Here is a 19,027-nt window from a genome sequence, read left to right on the forward strand (position 1 = left end):
TCACTTCGAAGCCATCGTTTTGGATGGACCGGCCTTCGAACCGTTGCTGTCATCTGCCGGCGCGTCGTTTGCCGCACCCGGTGTGGGCGAAGCGACGATCTTCAACGGCGTATCGGCCACCACGCGGATCGCACCATCGACCACGACGCGCTCGCCAGGTTTCAGTCCTTGCGTAATGAACCAGTCGTCGCCGTGCCATTCGCCGGCTTCCACCACCCGCTGATGCGCCTTCGAGTTGTCGTCGAGGACCCACACGAAGTGACTCTTGGAGCCCTGCAAGACCGCGCGCTGCGGCACGAGAATCGCGTTCGGGCGCGTTGCGCCGGATACGCGCGCGCGCACGAACTGGCCGGGGCGCAGACTGCCCTTGGTGTTGGCAAACGACGCGCGGACAAGGAACGTACCCGTTTCCGTGCTGAACGCCGGATTGGTAAAGTTGATATGGCCCTGGACGGGGAACTCGCTGCCGTCGGCCAGCAAGACCGTCACGATGAAGTCGTCATTCACCGGAAATCGCAGACGCCCCTTGGCAATCTCGTCGCGGTATCTGAGCAACTCGTTCTCGGAGATGCTGAAGTTCACCCACATCGGATCAAGCTGATATACATACGTCAGCAAGCCGCCGGGTCCGGCCGTCACGTAGCTGCCGTCCTGCTGTCTCGCGAAGCTCGACAAACCGTTGAGCGGCGATTTGATCGTCGTGTAGCCGAGGTTCAGCTCTGCCGTCTGCACCTGCCCCTGGGCGGCGATCACGGCAGCTTCCGCGCTCTTTTCGTTGCCGGTCGCGTCGTCCAGATCCTTCTTGCTCAACGCGTTCTGCGCAGCAAGGGGTATCACACGGGCAAGGTTGGCCTTCGTCACATAGAGCCTCGCCTGCTGCTGCGCAAGTTGGCCCTTCGCGGTCTGCAGCGCCGCTTCGAACGGCTTGGGATCCATCAGGAAGAGCGTCTGCCCTGTATGCACCAGTTGCCCTTCCGTATACACACGCTTGTCGAGAAAACCGTCGACGCGCGCGCGAATCTCAACTTCGCGCGAACTCTGCGTTTGCGCAGTGAACTCGAAGTCGACTGGCGTATCGTGCGGCTCGACCTTCATCACGGTGACTTCAGCCGCTCCAGCCTGCGGCGGCGGAGCCGGCTTGTGGCATGCCACGCAGAGCGTCAGTGTGGTGAAGACCAGCACTCGCCGCAGATCGCGCACTGTCCACCGTTGAAGGAAAGCATCAAGCGTTGCGTGTCTCATCGGATCACCCGTCGCAGCTACATGGCGGTGCAAGCACCGAACAGCACCAGGGCGTCTTCACGGTTCACGAGCGTCACGCCTATCGTGCCGTCCACCCTGTCAAGCACGATCGTCGAGGCGACGACCGCGCCAACCGCCGCGCCCTTTCCCGCATCGCCCGCAATCGCACCAATGGCAGCACCACCCGCTGCCCCACGTGCTGCGCCCCTCACCCGCTCACCTAGGGCGGCGCGCCCGGTTGCGTTGAAGCCTGCTGCGCGAGCGCGACCGGGTCGACACCCGTGGTCTGCTTTGCCCACGTTTGACATCGCAAGCCCGAGGGAGACTCGCATCAGAGGTTGCACGGTGAAACGTCTCCTCAACAATCCGGATCCGGCACCGACTCACGCCAATCCGACGCTGACGTGAGAAGGCGTCGTGAAGTCACGGACTCATGGTTTGATCCTGGTGATCTTCTGGCCTTGCACGCCCATTCCCGCCATCAGGCCCTCCTGGCCAAAGATGAACGCGTAGACATCGGATTGCAACGTGGTCGTCGTCATAGACTTCGCCTTACCTTCGTCCATGACAACGACACTCGGCCCCATACCGACGGACCACCCGTCGCTGCTGTTCAGATAGTTGAGCGCTGCCGGCGTCATCAGGAAAAACGCCTGATGGAAGGTCTGTGCCCCAGCCTGCAGGCCGTATGACAATGCCGTGGCGTTGTAATAGCCAAGCACCTTGCCGTCCGGGCCGAACATCACGCCGTCCCCACCCTGCGCTCCGACGAGAAAGCCCGCCTTCACGATCTCCGGAAACACGAGGACAGCAGTGGCCTTGGTCGCCAGTTCCCCCGCCTTTGGCGTTGTCGCAACCAGCGTCCGATACGCATCACGTGCTTTCTGTTCCAGCTCAGGACGCGATGACCCGGACGACGTGGAGCTGGATGGGCCCATGCTCGAACAGGCGACTGCCGCGAGCAGGACTGGAATCATTGCCATCAGGCGGACAAACTTGAACATGATAGGACGCTCCATTCAAAAGGAGTCACTGCGTTATCGAGTCCCCTGAGCGGCGTGCGCCGCGCTTCAGGTATCCTCAGTATGGGTAGGGGAACTGATCGAGACAATAGAACTTTGGGGTAATAGCGGGTTGTTGCGCTTTGTGCGCGGGTGTCACGACGACTCTCCGCCTTCAAGGGCAGCGCGCACCGTCCGCACGAACAGCTCATCGTTGAAGGGCTTGCGGAGATAGGCCACAGCACCACCTGCAAACGCCTGCTCGCACACGCTGACGTCGTCGTGGGCTGTGATGAAAATGACAGGCAAGCCGCTCCCGGACAGGCGCCGCTGGACCTCGAGCCCACTAAGCCCAGGCATTTGCACATCGAGAATGACACAGTCAGGGCGATATGACGGCACGGACGCCATCATGTCGAGGAACCCATCGCCGCTTGCGAACGTGTCGGCGGCGATCCCGATTGAGCGCAGAAGTCTCTTGATCGCTCGGCTCACCGATTCATCATCATCAACGACGACAACGAATGGTTTGAGTTTTTCCATTGCACCTAGTCCGGTGTCCGGGATGCATGGTAACTGCACTCCCCGAACCATAGACTACGAGCCTGGAGGACAAGCCGATAGTGGACCTTGGTGCAATGCGGATGTCCCAACATCCGCAACGTGTGCGAGCGGCCGGCCGTTCGGGCCGGCTTGCAGCCGCCTAGCGCTGCGCGCGCGATTGCGCGACGCCAGAAAGACCAATTTTGTCGGCGATACGAATGAGCTGGGCGAGCGAGGTGGCTTCCATCTTGGCCATTACGCGTTTGCGATGAGCCTTGATCGTCTGTTCAACCGTCCCCAGTTCACTAGCCACCTGCTTGTTCAGAAGACCGGTCACGACCAGTGCCATCACTTCGCGCTCGCGTGGAGTCAGGCGCTCGACGCGAGCGCGCAGCGCGTCGAGTTCACGCCGGATCGTGCGCGCTTGCACTGCACGCTCGAGCGCCTGCGCAATCGCCCCCAGCAGGTCAGTATCGGACACGGGTTTCGACAGAAAATCGGTGGCCCCGGCTTTCATCGCGCCCACGCCCATCGCGATGTCGCCGTGTCCCGTGATAAAAATTATTGGCAGCGCGGTATCGAGTTCGCGCGCCAGTTCCAGCCCGCTCACCTCCGGCAACTGGATATCCAGCACGAGGCATGCGGGGCACGCATCGACCGGCATCCTGTCGAGAAACGCGCGTGCCGAACCGAATGTTTCCACCCGATAACCCGCTGACCGAATCAAGCGCGCCAGCGCGCGGCACACGGAGTCGTCGTCGTCGACGACGAATACAAGCGAAGCGGAATCTGTCATGGTCTCTGTCGCGACTCATCCTGGTCCGTCGCATCCCCAACTGGCAATGCAACAAAGAATGTCGCGCCTCGGTCGATGTTGTTTTCGGCCCAGAGTCGCCCATGGTGCATGCCGACGATGGTGCGGCTAATCGACAATCCCAAACCGAGTCCCTGGGGTTTTGACGTAAAGAATGGCTTGAATATCTTGTCCAGCTTGTCGGCAGGCAGTCCATGACCATGATCGGTGATGGCGATGCAAACCATACTCCTGCTCTCGCGCATCAGCTTCACCGAGACCACGCGATCGACGGCCGGCACATCCTTCATCGCGTCGAATGCGTTAAGGAGAAGATTGAGCATGACCTGCTGCAACTGGACCTTGTCGCCATGCACGGGCGGGACATCGCCCTCGATGTCGAGCGCCACGCTCGTGCCACGCACGATCGCATCGCTGCGCACCAGCATGACCACGTCGCGGACAATGCCCGCGAGGTCGAGCGATACCACTTCCAGATCGCCTTTCTTGACGACCGCACGAAGGCGCCGGATCACTTCGCTTGCCCGAAAGTCATCCTGCACAATGTCATTCAGGATCTCTCGTACCTCGGCCAGATCGATGCGGTCGGCCACGAGAAAGCGTTGCGCGGCCTGCACATTGCTGAGGATCGCGGTAAGCGGCTGGTTCAGCTCATGTGCTAACGACGACGCAAGCTGGCCCACCGTCGATATACGGGTCAGATGCGCAAGATCGCGACGGATGCGCTCCAGTTCGTGCCGCTCGGTTCTGTCAATCATGAATGCGAGCGTGACGTTTTCGTCACCGAAGTGAAACGCGTTGAGACCGATCTCCACCTGAAATTCCGTGCCGTTGTTGCGCCGCGCCGACAACTCGTGCAATGGTGTTCTGTCGTCACACTCCTGCGCGGCAAACATCCCGGCCTTATCGCGAACGTGACTACCGAAATGCAGCGCAGGCACGAGCAATTCGACAGGCTTCCCGATCAGTTCGTCGCATTCGTATCCAAACAGCCTGGCGGTTTGCGGATTGACCATCAACATCTGGCCTCGCTCGCCGAGCATCAGAATCGACATAGGCAGCAGCGCGAGCGCGTCGCGAAAGTACGAATCGCCGCTTGCTCTATCCGGAGCGCTGGCATGTGCATGGTTCAATGCCCCTGTTCGCGCGCCACTTTCATGCCGCTGGCGGCGAACTGAGCGGACGGAAGCGGCCGCATGCACTCTCTCCAGCATTGGACGCTCCGAGCGTGATGCGCTTTGAGCGGCGTCCGGCGCAAGCGGGCTTCCCTTCATCCGATGTTTGCCCAAGCGTCCTTCTCCTGACGCCCCCCCTCGCAACACCCCATCGGGCGGACCTGCTCCTGCAGACGGTATGGAAGTCTGCGCACGGCTTGCACGAAGACGGGTCATCGCTCGCCCTACATAATCCGGCGGACCTGGCGGATTAATACTTGAAATGGCTGACGCCAATCGCCGTTGCCGGGTAAACATCATCAGGAGCCAAAGAATAATGGCAGTTTCCAGAACGATGATCGCTAGCATAACGATGCCCATTGCGGCATTCCTCTCAAGGGCTCAAGCCTGGAGATGGGCTGATGAAAATGCACGCTCACAAATTTCACGGCGGATAGCGCGGCTACGTGATGTGAAACTGTTCAGAGGACTGTTGTTCGCCTTCTCGCGGCATTTTCACGCGGTGCTCTTTTCCGGCTATCGGTGCGTCATCGTACTGCTCGGCACTGGCCATACAGTGGATCGACCGGCACAAGACTACCTGCAGGCGTGGTCAGCCGACCAGTCAGGTAACTACTACACGCGAATGCTTATCGACCAGTAATTTATCGTAGTCGTGATGCACGCAATTGTAAATATCGAGTTCGTGCATTTTTCACTCTTCGCAATGCGAAGAGGATGTGCGGAACGCGGAACGTCCCGGGTTAAACCGAAGGCCAATTGTTCAGGCCGTGCAGCGCATGTAGTCTGAAACACGTGCGATTCGAACGGCAAGGCCTTGTATCGTCCCGGCGTATTTCGCGTTACTGATAAAACCTGTGTGAGTGGGAGTGGAGAATTCACTTGCGCATGGCAAACTGGGCGTCCTCTATCGCTCATTGCGAATCAAATCTGCTCTCACATGCCCGATTGCGCACAGTTGTGCACACGCACCTCCAACCTGGGACCGTCATGGCAAAGGCCTACCCAGTTGTACCTTCACTCGCGGCCTCGAACTGGGGCAAGTTCGACCATACCGTCATGGTCTTTCAGGGATCAGGCGCTTTGGGCGCGTACCAGGCGGGCATCTATGCGGGCCTCGCCGAGGCTGGCGTCGCTCCGGACTGGATCGCGGGCGTTTCGATCGGGGCGATCAATGCCGCGCTTATCGCAGGCAATCCGCCTGAGCGTCGCGTCGCGCGATTGCGCGAGTTCCCGGGCTTTTTACACCCCGGCTAACAGCGCCGTTTACCGCGAGCGAAGATCACCTGAACACGTTAAGCCTTTATGAAATTGATCGACTTCGATCTGATCAACAGCGAAGCCGTGCGCCTTTCACTGGGCACTGTTGACGTGCGCTCTGGCAACCCGGTCTATTTCGACAACGGCAAATCCCAGGATTGAGCCCGAGCACGCGATGGCGAGTGGTGCGCTGCCGCCTGGCTTCCCGCTGTGCAGGTCGACGGCGAGTGATACCGGGGTTGGCGGCATCTCGTGCAACACGCCGCTCTGGTATGCGGTGGACGAGGACTATCGAGTGAGTGCGTTGATCCTCCAGGTTGACGTATTCAGCGGCGCGGGCGAGTCGCCCAATACACCCACAGAAGCGCAGGAACGCACAAAGGACATTCAGTACGCGAGTAAAACACGTTTCGACACAACCTGTGTCAGCGCGATCGAAGCGCTCCGCAATTCGCTGCGCTGGGTTCTTGATAAGCTGCCACCTTCGCTTCAGGCCGACCCGCATGTGCAGAAACTCAGCGCGATCAGCACGCGAGGCGCGGTCGCCCTTGGGTATCAACGCGACGTCGCAACGCTTCCCGTGCAATGCCCACTTCGCCGAATGCACCGAACCGAACGGGGACGTTCGGGCACATCTGGCGATGCAGCGGGTTCCGCACACACATTAGACCAAGGTTCAATATCGGTGTCCGCACCGGTCCCCTATTCTCTCTCTTGGGGCAGGTGCGTTTGATTGCCCTTTCAGGACTCGGTCTGCGGAAATCAGGAGCCAGGTCATTGTTACGGTAGCGGTGATCACGACACTTCTCCTCGCTGATGACCGTTTGATGGCTATGTGAGGGCGATGTAATGAACAGGCGTCTCTTATGGTTTGCGATCGCACCGGCGCTGATGTTCGCGGGTACGGCCGCTGCGCAATACCCGGTTTTGGATATGGTTGCCGGCAAACTCGTTCAAAAGTATCAGCAATCGTCGTGCGAGCAGTTATGGCAGGAGAGAGCCCAGCAAAAAGGCCGGCCCAAGCCGGAGAAGGAGCAGCAGGCCGTAGAACTGCTGCGTAACGATCCGCAGATGCGCGCCGCGTTCATCGACAAGGTGGCGGCTCCGATTGCCAGCAAGATGTTCGAGTGCGGCATGATCCCGTGATCGTCTCCCGGTGTATCGCTTAACCGGACTACTCATCGAGGCCGCGATGATCTACGCGAAATTCTTGCGCTGCGTAACCCTCGCCGCGCTTGGCCTATCCCTGATCGCGAGCGGCCACGCCCAGCAGCCACAGAAAACACAACACACGGCTAAGGCAGCGGCCAGGCCCCCGAAGGCTGCCGCGCCGGCGTTCCAGCCAGGACTCGAACCGCGTGCGATCGACGTCCTCAAAGCGACGTGCGCCCGTCTGGCCGCCGCGCAATCGATGGCATTCACGGCAGTAGTCTCCTATGAGAGTCCGAGCCGCCTCGGTCCTCCCCTCGTCTATTCGACCAAATCGGAGGTGACGCTGCAGCGGCCGGACAAGCTCAAGGTCATCACCTTGGGCGACGGGCCGCCCTCGGAGTTCTATTACGACGGCAAGGCGATGATGGCGTTCGATCCGGCGGACAACCTGGTCGCCGTCGCGGACGCGCCACCGACTATCGACGCCGCGCTACAGGTCGCCTACGATTCCGCCGCGATCTATTTCCCGTTTACCGATGTGATCGTCGCAGATCCCTATAAGGACATTGCCGATGGACTGAAGGTCGCTTTCTATATCGGTCAATCGCGCGTGGTCGGCGATACGACGACGGACATGGTCGCGTATATCACCGGGGACGTGTTCGTGCAGATCTGGATCGGCACGCAGGACAAACTGCCGCGGCGCATCTTCGCCGTCTACCTTAACGACCGGACCAGGCTGCGTCATGTGCTGGAACTGTCCAATTGGCAACTTGATGCGGCGGTTCCCGCAGATGCCTTTACTTCGCCCAAAGCGGCCGGCGCCGCGCACATTGTGTTCGCGCGTCCGGACGCCAGCGACGGGCCTGGAATGAAGTCGCCGCCGAAAATGAAGCCGCCTGGGACTCAATGAGGAGACGCATCATGAAGTCCGTCGTCATCCGTCTCATGAGTGTGCTTATTCCAGCGTTCGCAGCGGGCCATGCCGATGCGTGGTCTCATGCGAACTATCGCGGAGGCAGCACATCGCACGCGCCCGGTTCGGATTCCACGACCCGCAGCAACGCATGGGGCGGCAGCGAAACGCACACATATGGGCAAGGCACGACTGCAACCGGTCGCTATGGCGATACTGCAACCCATCAGGAAGGGTCGGGGCAAACGACAGCTACCAATCGTTACGGCGGGAGTGCGACCCATACGTACGGTCAGGGCACCACCGCCACCAACGCTTATGGCGGCACAGCGACCCACGCAACTGGATCCGGCTATACGACGTACACGAACTCATCGGGCGCGACGGCATATCACAGCGCCTACTACGGTGGGAGATATCCTGCGTACCATCCACCGGTTGTCGTGAATAACTACGGGTCCGGCTGCTACAACTGCGGCGGCTGGTCCACTGCAGGCGCAGCCGCCGCAGGCGCTGTAGTCGGTGTAGCCGCCGGCGCGGCCATTGCTTCAGCCAACACGGCAGCCGCTACATCGAACGCATACTACGCCGGTGTGGCAGCCGGCAGCGCGTACAACGCCGCTCCCGTTGGCGGGACGACGTTCGCGATGGGCGCCGTCTACGCGGCCTTGCCCGCTGGCTGCATCTCGCCCAATGTTCAGGGCGGCACCTATTACCTGTGCGGCAATACGTGGTTTAAACCATCTTACGGTGCGAATGGCGTCTACTACCGTGTGATACCGGCGCCTGGGTAGGAGTTCCGGTGTGGACTTGAAACACTCGTATGGCGGAGTACCGGTCAAGTAGCGAACGCATCTTTAGGCCAATGCGCGCGGTGAAGTACGGCGTGATTGAACAGATGCGACAGGACTATCCGGTGCCACCGATGTGCCGCTTGTTAGGTGTTTCGGTTAGCGGTTATTACGCATGGCGCAAACGCACGCCCTCCAACCGGGCACGGCAGGAGGCCTGACTGGAAACGGAGGTTCTCGCTGCCCATCAGCGTACGCGGGAAAGCTGCGGCCCAGAGCCGCTGCAAAGGGATCTCTAACGGCACGTCGTTTGTGTCGGCATACACCGGATAAAACGGTTGCGCAGAAAGCTCGGCCTGGGGTGCAGGCAGAAGCGTAAGTTCAAGGCCACCACTAATTCAAAGCATGATTTGCCCGTTTCGCCGAACCTGCTGAACCAGCAATTCTCAGTGTCAGCGCCCGATCAGGCCTGGTGTGGCGACATCACGTACATCGCGACCGACGAAGGATGGTTATATCTTGCCGGCCTGAAGGACCTGTACAGCGGCGAAATCGTTGGCTATGCGATGAGCGAACGCATGACGAAAGACCTGGTGATGCAGGTGCTGTTTCGCGCCGTCTCAAGCCGACGTCCGAAGCCCGCAAGAGCGCAGTAAGTATGCTGACGCAGGGAATGCGATCGATTGGGGCAACATGGCATCCGCGTCAATGTACACGAAGAACTGGAATGCGCTAGTTCATCATCCCTGCGAATTCGGCTCGCAAATCCTGCAGTCTGTCGCGTGCGGTGCTCAAACGATCGACAAGCTGCGCCGACGCACGCGGGATCGGCATGCGTGTTTCGTCGCTAAGCGGATGATCAAAAGCCAGCATGGCTTTGATTGCGGACGGATTGGGCGCGGCGAACAGCAAGCGCAACACTGGCAGTAAGCGCGTGAACAGATTGCGCGCGTCCACCTCTCGTTCAGCGCCGAGAAGCTGCTGGTACGCGAGCAGCAGATCCGCGCAGACGTGGGCGCTGGCCAGAATGCCGCCGGTTCCGCCGTGGTGCAGGCAATCGTCCAAGGCTTCGTCCGTTCCGCACAGGACGTCAATGGGCAGCGCGCTCAACTTGTCGAAATGTGCTTTAACGCATTCCTTGATAGCGATTATGTTGCCGCACTCGACGAGGCGCGCGACCGTATCCGGCGCAATTGCCACGCCGGTTCGGCACGGCACGTCGTACAAGACGATGGGACGCTCGGTTGCAAGAGCAGCCTGTTCGAAGTGCCACTGCACGCCGGCCTGATCTGGACAGACGTATGACGGCGCGGAGACCAGATAGCCCGCGCAGTCCCAACGCTCATAGCGCTGAATATCGCGCAGGACCTCGCGCGTATTCGATCCGCCGACGCCGATCAGCAATGGGAAACGCGAACCGGTCACTTCGGTTAGAGCCTGCAATACGGTGAGGCGCTCGGCTTCCGTTAGCAGCGCGGCTTCGCCCGTCGTACTTAACGCGACGATGCCGCTGATCTCTGTGCGCGAGTAGTAATCCGCCAAACGCTGCAACGAGTCGATATCGAGTTCGCCGTTATGCAGCGGTGTAACGATGGGCAACCAGATACCAGAGAACATGCTTAGCGCCCCTTTGCTGCCGCACTGCGGCGCTTCAATGGGCCGATCGTCGCGGCGGATAGAGTCGAGATCAGCGTGTGCAGCGTGAAGTCGATGTCGTCAGGTGCGATGTCGAGGTGCACGCGTATCTCCTGGCGAACCGCTTCTGTGGCAACGACATAGACACCAAGGGGTGAATGAAGCAGGACCCGAAGCTGGGTAGCGGGAAGTTCGCATGACCGGTGAGGCAGGACCACCTGTAAGCGGACGCGCGTCGTGGGAAAGGGAATGACGTTGTTGCGTTGGGCGTGGGGTCCGCTGAACGGCCGCAACGGTAAGCTGCTGATTGATTGTGTGATAGCCATGTAATGTGGCGTTCGTCGACGCCATGTTGATCAGGACGGTTTTAGATTAGACGTCCGCATGTAAACGCGGTGCAAAAATTAAAGTGTTCGGCGGAAAAATCGTATGGCACCCTTGCCGTGAGATTGCTCGTCTCAATCCGAAACGCGCATGAGAAAAGGCAAGTCACATGACTTGCCCTTCGTAATCGCACAGTCGTGATTTGGCGGTTTAAACGCACGCGGCCGGTACCTTTCGAGGCCGGTGAACAGGGTCAATAAATTGCTTATCCAGCCTGCCGAGGCCAGAAGGTAAGCCCTGACTGCACCATGCAGCGGCTGAGCCAGGCTGCTAGCGGGCAGTCGTCCCCAATGCATGCGATCCGTTCGACCATGCCGGACATCAATTAGTCGCGCGGACGCGGGATCATGGTGGATTGCGCGCGGCCGAGCGTCGCGCGATCGAGCTTGACGGTCAGGAGGTCGATCACATCTGCGAGCGTGCGTGAGGTGACTTCCACGCGGAAGGTTACGCACTGGCAGTGTTGGTCGATGGTGACGACATAGAGACGCAGGTCGTCCCCGAACGCAGCATGCAGCGTGCGCCGTCCGTCGGCGGACGACGTCCCGGGCACGGTGACGTCAATAACGATGAGCGGCACGACAGTAGGCGTATGGGGAGCCGTGCGCGGCGCGTGTGAGATGCGCGACCTGCGAGTGACGGAGACATCGGACGTAGCGGCGGACGGGACCATAGGGTTACGCCGGCTCGGCGGCGCGGGTTGTTGGTACCCGTCCACTGTAACGACGCGAGTCTCAATGTCGCGTAAAAGCTGCCGCTCGGCGAATCAAAACCACGTTAACTTCGCGCTGCGGCTTGAAAGACCTTCGCGCGCCCGATGCACATGTCCCGCACACGTGCATCGGCTATTGAGGGCAATAAGAATTGGAGAGACCGTTAAAGGCCTGGGGCGCGTCGCTCCCTACCGCCTCCACCGATTCCGACCGACCTCACTTCCAGGGCAATCGCAATCGGGAGAAAGACAAGATGTACATTCACTATCATGTTTGGCCCCCTTGATTCCGGGGGCTGGTCACCGGATCCCCGCTGACCGCCGGCTTGTTAGAACACCAAACCGAATAATCTTTTCAGCAACTCCTCGACAGACATCATGGTGAGCGCTAACGGCACGATGGGCAGAAGAACGGCAGCGGCGAGCCGTAGAATTGCGTCCTTCGTGATGGGCGCAATTCGCATGGTTTTGACGACGTCAAAGCTGTTCGCAAGGTCAGCCAGCGACTGGATATCTGCGCTGCCAACTAGCGGTTCGTCCTTCGATCCACCATTTCGTAGCCACTTTTCATCGAATTCGCGCACGTAGCGCTGGGCCAGAGAGCCATATTCGCCCAGCCCTGTGCGTTTGGCACTCGCGAGTTGAGGGGCAAAAACCAGCAGCGGTCCAAAGACTATACAGAGAAGAAACAGAACCATCGCCCCAGTCTCCACCTTGAATTCGGTGAACGCTGCGCCCGTAAACAGGATTCGATTTGCGAATTGCGCTGCCAACATGGCACCGTGCGCTACCAGCAGGACGGTGAACGCATAGACCGTGTTTGCCAGGAATCCGAGTCCCCCGACCCGGTCGGGGTGGGTCGGGACGAGGCTGAGCTTGATACGTGAGACCTTCCAGAGAAACCGGGTCCAGACGAACAACCGGAAATACCAGCGAAGCAGCAGAAACTGGAAGATTGGAAGGCTCACGTAGCCGTACCACATTCCGGCGAGCGATAACTTGAGATCGTCCTGCGAGGCCGTCGCATACCAGGTGCTCGCGTGGAGTGCGGTGTAGTGGCGCCAGATGACAAGAACGCCGATGCCATAGACGAATGCAAGCATCAGTACCTCGGCAAGTATGGAATTGCGCAGGCGGAATGCCGACCTGATTGCCTCATCGAACCGTGCCGACGACGCTTCGGGAATAATTTTCCGGTCGATGAATGCTCGTGCAATGGGGCGGAGCCTCCGATGGACGACAAGCTCGGCGATTATCAATAGCGGTACTGCGACAAGGAGCCTGATATGGACTTCGAAGTCGTACAGGAACGGCACGGCGATGCTCCGGTCCAGCAGATGCCCTTCAAGCGCGGCAAGCGCAGCGAGAGGCACCCACGTCAGCAGCGCGATGACGGCGATACGCTGACGTATCAGATCCAGCGTATCGTTGGCCATGTGCGCGCGACAGAGCAGCTGGAAGAAGGGACCCCCAAGGACTACCGAAAAATCATCGCTATCCTTGAGAATCTCTTCGGCGGACGGTGCTGCAGTGACTGTCGCCCGCTGATGTACGTCCAGATTGCCAGACATTTTCACTTCCTCGCTGGTCGCTCGTGAGCCGACCATGTCGGCGGGTGGCATAAAGACCCGTCGTCGCATACAGGTAGCCGGAGCCCTATTGTCGGGAGAACCCGCTTCGAAAGCACATACGAGAGTTACCGCAGTCGCAAGGATGACGAGTTCATGACAGAAGAGTAGGAGCAGGCTGAGAACCGAAATTGATCTGAGTCATGGCGGCGCCTTTCTCGGCGGCGAACAAATCCGCACTGACCATGGCTTTTCAGGCGACTCGGACGTTCCTGCGGCGTTATCGATGCCGAAAGCCGACGGTCGCCTCGCGTTGATTGCTCATCGAATACGGTGCAGGGACGACGTTAATCCAGGCGGTCTGAAGGTAATTGCGGCTAGCGACTTTACGGACGGTGCTGCACGGATCGTTTCGCATCCGGAGATCGGCGTGATCGTCATGAACCACAGCACGATCGCGCAAATCCCCTCCGATGACATGGTGCGAGCCGTGAAGCGCTTCCGCGGTCGCTATCCCGGCGTCGGCATCTTTCTCGACTCGTCAATCGATGTGCTGGAGACCGTGCCGGTCGAACTCGTCGCGCAATTCACCGGCTTCATTTACAAGCTTGAGGACACCGCCGCGTTTATTGCGGGCGTTTCGCTCGGACTTATCGGTGTCCGTGCCGGAGCTCGGATCGCTGCTCGAACACACGAGCGTCGTAGGCGAGGCGGAGAGAGAAGCCGCGCTCAACTTCGGAGCTGATCGCACCTACTTCGTTACCAACGGTACTTCCACTTCGAACAACATGGTATGGCACGGCTGTGTGTCGCGCGGCGACGTGGTAATAGTCGACCGCAATTGCCACAAATCTATACTGCATTCACTGATCATGACCGGAGCGGTACCGGTGTATTTCCGCCCAACGAGAAATCCGTACGGCATCATTGGTCCGATACCCGCGGCTGAGTTCACCGTGGAAGCCGTCCAGAAGAAAATCGACGAGTCGCCGCTGATCGCCGACAAAAAGAGCAAGCCGCGGCTGGCCGTCGTAACCAATTCGACACACGACGGCCTCTGTTCCCATCGGCGTCGTGCATCAAGCAAACCGAATTTTGCTGGGCCGGCTATTTAAATCAGCAGCGTAGACCGAGATGTGGCGGACTTTTTACGAAACCCGGCCGCCCCTGCGCATGGCCCCTGGGTGGTTGCTGCTTCTGCCATGCCGCGACCGCCCGATCGAGATTGAAGAACATCCGCTCGCGCCCAAGCGTCTCGCCGAGCGGTGAACGCTGCACCATCCTCAGTACGCCCGGGTTGAGACCCACGAGCCATAGCGTTATGCCCCGCTTGCGCAGCTCTTTTTCCGCTTCCGTCAGCATTTTGAGCGCTGTGTACTCGAGATCGAACACGGCGCGCAGATGGAGCACGACGATCTGGGGATGAGTCTGCGCGATCAGCGTGCGAATCTTCTCGCCGACGCGCTCGGCGTTGGCAAAAAAAATGGGGCCTTCCGGCCTCAACAACAGGAGGTCGGGAAAAGCCTCATCGTCGGGGTGCTCCGCGGACACAGGGCGGAACACGTTCGTGCCAAGCTTCCTGCGCAGTACATATACCGGTGGATCGGACGTCTGGTGAGCAAGCGCAAGGAGCGACACGACAATAGCGACGAGGATGCCCAGCAGGGTGCCGAACAGCACGACGCCTGAGGCTGCAACCAGCGCCCACACGAACTCTGTGCGTCGCACAGCGACAATCGCGCGAAATTCCGCGGGCTTGATCAGGCCGATCGAATAGACGATAACAACCGCCGCCAGTGTGGCCTGCGGCATCAGTCCGATGAAGGGCGCAAGCAGCAGCATCGTGCCCAGCGTGACGGCAGCCGTGACCAGTTCGGCAAGCTGGCTGCGGGCACCCGAGAGACGGTTCACGGCTGTCTGCGTCGTCCCTCCGCCCGCCGGCATGGAGCCCAGCAGCGCGCCTCCCACATTGGCAAGACCGATCGCCAGCAACTCCCGATTCGCCTGTGGCTTAGGTTCCCCTCTTTCAACGAATGCCCGTCCGGAGGCGATAGTTTCGGTAAAGCTCATCAGGGCAATGCCTGCGGCAACTGGCCCAAGCGACGTGACAAGCGAAAGGTCCGGCATCGTGACGGAAGGGAAGCCCGTCGGCACATGGCCGACAATGTCGACCCCGTGAGACTGCAGGCCGAGCAGGCTCATGCCGCCGATCCCGCAGGCCACCGCGATCAGCGGCGCGGGTGCCCGTGGAACGAAATGCTCGATTGCCACCAGAATGCCCACCGTAATCGCACCCACAGCGACTGTCGCCGCTGACGCGTGTGGAATACCCGTGACGATGGCCAGCACGTTGTGGAAAAACGAACCCTTGAGAAAGTGAATGCCGAGCAGCTTCGGCAACTGATCCAGCATGATGACGACCGCGACACCGGCCTTGAATCCGGTCAGCACAGGATCCGAAATGAAGTTGGCAACGAATCCCAACCGCAGGAGCGCGGCGAGTGTGAGGATGGCCCCGACCAGTAACGTCAGCGTTGCAGAAGCTGTCAGCAGGTCTGCGGTCCCTGCGTTCGGGACCACCCGGGAGAGGGCCGCTGCGGTGAGGATGGCGATCGTTGCGCTGGTGCTGACGCTAAGTGGCCGCGACGATCCCAGGAACGCGTAGATCACCATCGGAAGGAAGGCCGTATACAGCCCGACCTGCACGGGCAGCCCAGCGACAGTCGCGTATGCCAGGGCCTTCGGAAGAACGACCGCCGCAGCGGTCACGCCGGCAACGATGTCCGGCTTGATCCACTCTTTCTGATAATCGCGGACCCACTCCAACACCGGAATGTGAAAGCCGCCAGTGGAATGCGCTGATGAATCGTGTCCCATAATAGTCGCCCAGATTCCCATCGTCATCAAATCCTCAGGCCCCCATATGCTTGCGCGAATCCGGTGCCGGAGGAGACCATGCCATCGTCGATAGAGGGAGCAAGAGAATCACGGCGAACGTTCGGGCACATAGCGCGAACGTCCGCTACCCCCAAAGCCGTGAGGCCAGACGGTGCCGCAGGTGTGCGACCGTACCGGTATGGGCGGCGGACCAGCGGCGGATTGCGCCTGCCGAGCACCCGGCTTCATGTCCGTTGCGCCCACAGCGCATCGATCTGCCCGACCATGGCACGCGCGACGATGTCGTTCTCGTCGATAACCGTCGTTGCGCCAGCCTTCTCGAGCAACATTCTGCGCAGATCGCTCTCACCCGACACCACGATCCGCAGCCCGGGATTGAGCGTGTGCGCCACCAGCGTGATCTCCAGATTGCTGTTCGCATTGCTACCCGTCACAAACAGCGCACTGGCGGTATCCAGTCTGGCACGCTCGAGTACATCGTCGAACGAGCTGAGATCGCCCAGGATGACCATGTATCCCAGTCCGGATGCTTTTTCGGCATGCTTTACGTCGGTTTCCAGCACGAGCACGCTCGCTCCCGCATCTCGAAGATGGGCGGCGACCAGCTGGCCGACCGAGCCAAACGGGCAGACCGCGACGTGGGCGCTCAGCGTTTCCAGCTTATTCTCCATGGCCCTGTTCTCCCAGAAGACCATCACGTCATCGCCCGATAGCATCCCCGTCAACTGGCTCAACGCGTAGCCTGCAACCACCATCGTTGCAAGTATGGCGCCCAGCATGAATATCTTCTGGTCGGCGTTAAACTCCGAGAAGTCGCCCAAGGTCGAGACAAGATTGACCGCGTCCCACACGGCCGTGAACATCTTCGTGCTCAAAGGCGCATCCGAGTGGTCGAGCAGCCCAATCCCCAGCGCCGATCCCAGCAGCACCAGAAGCAACAGGCCAACCCGAAATGCGCGCGGCGCCGCCATTCCTTGATACGCAGCCCGCCAAGCCGCGGCTCTTCGATCCGGTACATCTCCATCGTTCCTCGAATCCGCTCTTCATCCGCAGTTCGAACCATTCTGGGCTAGCACGATCGCACGACATGCTCGGCAGCCGCCACGCTTCCCCGATTACATCATGTCACTCGGGCACGCTTGCAGAATTGGACTTTGGTTCCGCGTGTCGAAGTCGCAGGAACAAAAAGGAGCATCCGCGCTCGTCAGTGCCGTTCTCAGCCAGCGCTGCGCAATCCTTTTGCCTGTCAGACGCAATGCGGCATTGCTCAGAATTTCTCGGGCACATACCTGAAACAATGCTCCGATTCGCGATACGCCCCCGCCTTCTGTCGTTGAGGCAACGACACCTTCGTCCGCGGCACAGCGACGTACGGCACCTTGCTGAGCAAATGGCTGATGACGTTGAGGTGCGCTCGCTTCTTGTTGTCGGCCCGTGCGACATACCACGGTGAGAACTCCGTATCGGTCATACCGAGCATGTCGTCGCGCGCCCGCGAATAGTCGTACCATCGGCGATAGGACTCGAGATCCATCGGCGAAAGTTTCCAGATTTTGCGCTCATCGTGAATCCGCGCTTCGAGCCTGCGCGTCTGCTCTTTGGCGCTGACTTCGAGCCAGTATTTGAGGAGGATGACTCCAGAGTCTATGACGGCCCGCTCGACGAGCGGCGTCGCGAAAAGGAACTCCTGCACCTGGCGGTCCGTGCAGAAACCCATCACGCGCTCGACGCCCGCGCGGTTGTACCAGCTACGGTCGAAGATCACGACCTCGCCGGCCGCCGGCAGGTGCGGAAGATAGCGCTGCATGTACATCTGGCTCTTCTCGCGGTCAGTCGGCGCGGGCAGCGCGATGACCCGGAAAATGCGTGGGCTCACGCGATCGGTGATCGCCTTGATCATTCCGCCCTTGCCCGCGCCGTCGCGCCCCTCGAATACGATGCAGATCTTCGCGCCGCTCTGCACGACCCATTCCTGCATTTTGACCAGTTCGACATGGAGACGACACAGTTCCTTCAAATACGCCTTGTTGCCGAGCTTGCCCACGGGCTTCGAATCGCTGTTCTTCATTTCCTTCGGAGTTTCGGACATTGCTCCTCCCTGAAAATGCGCGTTGGCACACCTCACGCGAGCAAGGTATTGCACTTCAAATTTGATCGCGCCCGCCTATCCCGCGCATCCGCGCACCCGATAGCAGTCTCATCGTCTTTGAGCTAGCAGGTCGTGCGACCGGTGCCGGCGACGACGTCACCGGCGTACTCACCGAGGTAGCAAAACCGCATCGGAAGGCCCCGGCGCCAGGTTCTGATGACGCTCGCCGCGTGACTGCACCGGCCCTCGAAAGTGATCGACAGCGCATTCGGCCTGCTTACGACGCGCGGCGGATCTAGTGTGCGCAATCAGGCTTCCTCTCCAACTTTCCGTCCGTTTAACTACAGGCTGTCACATGATCCAATTGAACGATTGATACAAATCAAGCAATTCAAACTATTTAGACCTACACATTGTGACCGTGGCCGGCTGAACCGTGCACTTCCGAATTCCATGCAGCGCGCTGAAATTCACGGTGGTTCGCTGCACGTCGGTGCGCGCGGCCGAGCCATGTTGCTGAACGCCGATTGTCAGCCGCTCGGTCATCGCCATGCCGAGCACGGCAAAGACCTCGTTTGCCAGAGGGTTGACGGCGAAGTGCGCACGCAGTTCGCTCGAATGACTCAACGCCCGCGGCACGTCTTCCGGGGTGGCGAAAAACGCCTGGATATGCGGGTCCGTCGCCCAGGCCGATGCGCTCGCCTCGCGAGCCTGCGGCATATCGCTCACCGATGCCCCGACATAGGCGAGCGAAGTCCTGACCGAGGCGTAAGACGCTCCTGATAGCGCTACGCGAGCCTCAACTGCGGACTCAATCTTGCTATGCGCTCAATGGCGTCACTCGCCT

18 protein-coding genes and 3 pseudogenes are annotated in these 19,027 nt (G+C 60.0%); 8 read left to right on the plus strand and 13 right to left on the minus strand.

Annotation, left to right across the window (positions count from 1 at the left end; genetic code table 11):
* The 6 genes from BCA01S_RS34525 to BCA01S_RS34535 all read right to left on the minus strand — a co-directional run bounded on the left by BCA01S_RS34525 (position 1) and on the right by BCA01S_RS34535 (position 5,135).
* On the minus strand, positions 1–1,242 hold the full coding sequence (locus tag BCA01S_RS34525) for an efflux RND transporter periplasmic adaptor subunit (RefSeq protein WP_042318008.1): 1,242 nt from the start codon (positions 1,240–1,242) through the stop codon (positions 1–3).
* A gap of 17 nt (positions 1,243–1,259) precedes the next feature.
* Entirely contained in the window at positions 1,260–1,454 is a 195-nt protein-coding gene (locus tag BCA01S_RS38945) for a glycine zipper family protein (RefSeq protein WP_244145960.1), read from the minus strand.
* 219 nt (positions 1,455–1,673) lie between these two features.
* Positions 1,674–2,246 (minus strand): lipid-binding SYLF domain-containing protein, encoded by a 573-nt coding sequence (locus BCA01S_RS05765; protein WP_027776116.1) that lies wholly within the window; start codon positions 2,244–2,246, stop codon positions 1,674–1,676.
* 153 nt (positions 2,247–2,399) lie between these two features.
* A complete protein-coding gene (locus BCA01S_RS05770; protein ID WP_027776117.1) occupies positions 2,400–2,786 on the minus strand; it encodes a response regulator transcription factor in 387 nt (128 codons plus the stop codon).
* Between the two features lie 160 nt (positions 2,787–2,946).
* Complete coding sequence (locus BCA01S_RS05775) at positions 2,947–3,582, minus strand: response regulator transcription factor (protein ID WP_027776118.1); 636 nt, start codon at positions 3,580–3,582, stop codon at positions 2,947–2,949.
* Entirely contained in the window at positions 3,579–5,135 is a 1,557-nt protein-coding gene (locus tag BCA01S_RS34535) for a sensor histidine kinase (protein WP_084166773.1), read from the minus strand. Before BCA01S_RS34535 ends, BCA01S_RS05775 begins: the two co-directional genes overlap by 4 nt.
* A 91-nt stretch (positions 5,136–5,226) precedes the next feature.
* Between BCA01S_RS34535 and BCA01S_RS37855 the strand changes: the two genes are divergently transcribed.
* The 6 genes and pseudogenes from BCA01S_RS37855 to BCA01S_RS34545 all read left to right on the plus strand — a co-directional run.
* Positions 5,227–5,418, plus strand: coding sequence for a hypothetical protein (locus BCA01S_RS37855; protein WP_110403727.1), 192 nt, complete (start codon positions 5,227–5,229; stop codon positions 5,416–5,418).
* 416 nt (positions 5,419–5,834) lie between these two features.
* Positions 5,835–6,585, plus strand: a pseudogene (locus tag BCA01S_RS39615) (patatin-like phospholipase family protein); the annotation flags it as partial.
* A 299-nt stretch (positions 6,586–6,884) separates the two neighbouring features.
* Complete coding sequence (locus BCA01S_RS05795; RefSeq protein WP_027776120.1) at positions 6,885–7,181, plus strand: hypothetical protein; 297 nt, start codon at positions 6,885–6,887, stop codon at positions 7,179–7,181.
* A 46-nt stretch (positions 7,182–7,227) separates the two neighbouring features.
* The gene (locus tag BCA01S_RS05800) at positions 7,228–8,100 is read left to right on the plus strand and encodes a DUF2092 domain-containing protein (RefSeq protein ID WP_027776121.1); all 873 of its coding nucleotides are present in this window, start codon (positions 7,228–7,230) and stop codon (positions 8,098–8,100) included.
* A gap of 11 nt (positions 8,101–8,111) precedes the next feature.
* Positions 8,112–8,897, plus strand: a complete 786-nt coding sequence (locus BCA01S_RS05805; RefSeq protein WP_027776122.1) for a hypothetical protein — start codon at positions 8,112–8,114, stop codon at positions 8,895–8,897.
* A 71-nt stretch (positions 8,898–8,968) separates the two neighbouring features.
* Positions 8,969–9,529: pseudogene (locus BCA01S_RS34545) on the plus strand (IS3 family transposase); the annotation flags it as partial.
* Between the two features lie 97 nt (positions 9,530–9,626).
* Here the strand turns inward: BCA01S_RS34545 and BCA01S_RS05815 are convergent.
* The 3 genes from BCA01S_RS05815 to BCA01S_RS05830 all read right to left on the minus strand — a co-directional run bounded on the left by BCA01S_RS05815 (position 9,627) and on the right by BCA01S_RS05830 (position 13,196).
* Entirely contained in the window at positions 9,627–10,511 is an 885-nt protein-coding gene (locus BCA01S_RS05815; protein WP_027776123.1) for a 4-hydroxy-tetrahydrodipicolinate synthase family protein, read from the minus strand.
* 727 nt (positions 10,512–11,238) lie between these two features.
* Positions 11,239–11,493: a hypothetical protein gene (locus tag BCA01S_RS05825; protein WP_244145961.1), complete on the minus strand. Its 255-nt coding sequence runs from the start codon at positions 11,491–11,493 to the stop codon at positions 11,239–11,241.
* 461 nt (positions 11,494–11,954) lie between these two features.
* Positions 11,955–13,196, minus strand: coding sequence for a hypothetical protein (locus BCA01S_RS05830; protein ID WP_027776126.1), 1,242 nt, complete (start codon positions 13,194–13,196; stop codon positions 11,955–11,957).
* Between the two features lie 283 nt (positions 13,197–13,479).
* Here BCA01S_RS05830 and BCA01S_RS38960 point away from each other — a divergent pair, with 283 nt between their 5' ends.
* Positions 13,480–13,938: a response regulator gene (locus tag BCA01S_RS38960; protein ID WP_027776127.1), complete on the plus strand. Its 459-nt coding sequence runs from the start codon at positions 13,480–13,482 to the stop codon at positions 13,936–13,938.
* Positions 13,835–14,251 (plus strand): annotated as a pseudogene (locus BCA01S_RS36925) (lysine decarboxylase); the annotation flags it as partial. The gene BCA01S_RS38960 and the pseudogene BCA01S_RS36925, both read left to right, overlap by 104 nt.
* A 58-nt stretch (positions 14,252–14,309) precedes the next feature.
* Here the strand turns inward: BCA01S_RS36925 and BCA01S_RS34550 are convergent.
* The 4 genes from BCA01S_RS34550 to BCA01S_RS36465 all read right to left on the minus strand — a co-directional run bounded on the left by BCA01S_RS34550 (position 14,310) and on the right by BCA01S_RS36465 (position 18,900).
* Positions 14,310–16,070: a SulP family inorganic anion transporter gene (locus BCA01S_RS34550; RefSeq protein WP_084166777.1), complete on the minus strand. Its 1,761-nt coding sequence runs from the start codon at positions 16,068–16,070 to the stop codon at positions 14,310–14,312.
* Positions 16,071–16,315: 245 nt separating this feature from the next.
* A complete protein-coding gene (locus BCA01S_RS34555) occupies positions 16,316–17,062 on the minus strand; it encodes a potassium channel family protein (protein ID WP_244145962.1) in 747 nt (248 codons plus the stop codon).
* Positions 17,063–17,358: 296 nt separating this feature from the next.
* The gene (gene ppk2, locus BCA01S_RS05855; RefSeq protein ID WP_042318014.1) at positions 17,359–18,180 is read right to left on the minus strand and encodes a polyphosphate kinase 2; all 822 of its coding nucleotides are present in this window, start codon (positions 18,178–18,180) and stop codon (positions 17,359–17,361) included.
* Positions 18,181–18,576: 396 nt separating this feature from the next.
* Positions 18,577–18,900: a hypothetical protein gene (locus BCA01S_RS36465; RefSeq protein WP_027776130.1), complete on the minus strand. Its 324-nt coding sequence runs from the start codon at positions 18,898–18,900 to the stop codon at positions 18,577–18,579.
* Positions 18,901–19,027: the final 127 nt, after the last annotated feature.

This window comes from Paraburkholderia caledonica NBRC 102488 (genome assembly GCF_000685095.1).
Lineage (GTDB): Bacteria > Pseudomonadota > Gammaproteobacteria > Burkholderiales > Burkholderiaceae > Paraburkholderia > Paraburkholderia caledonica.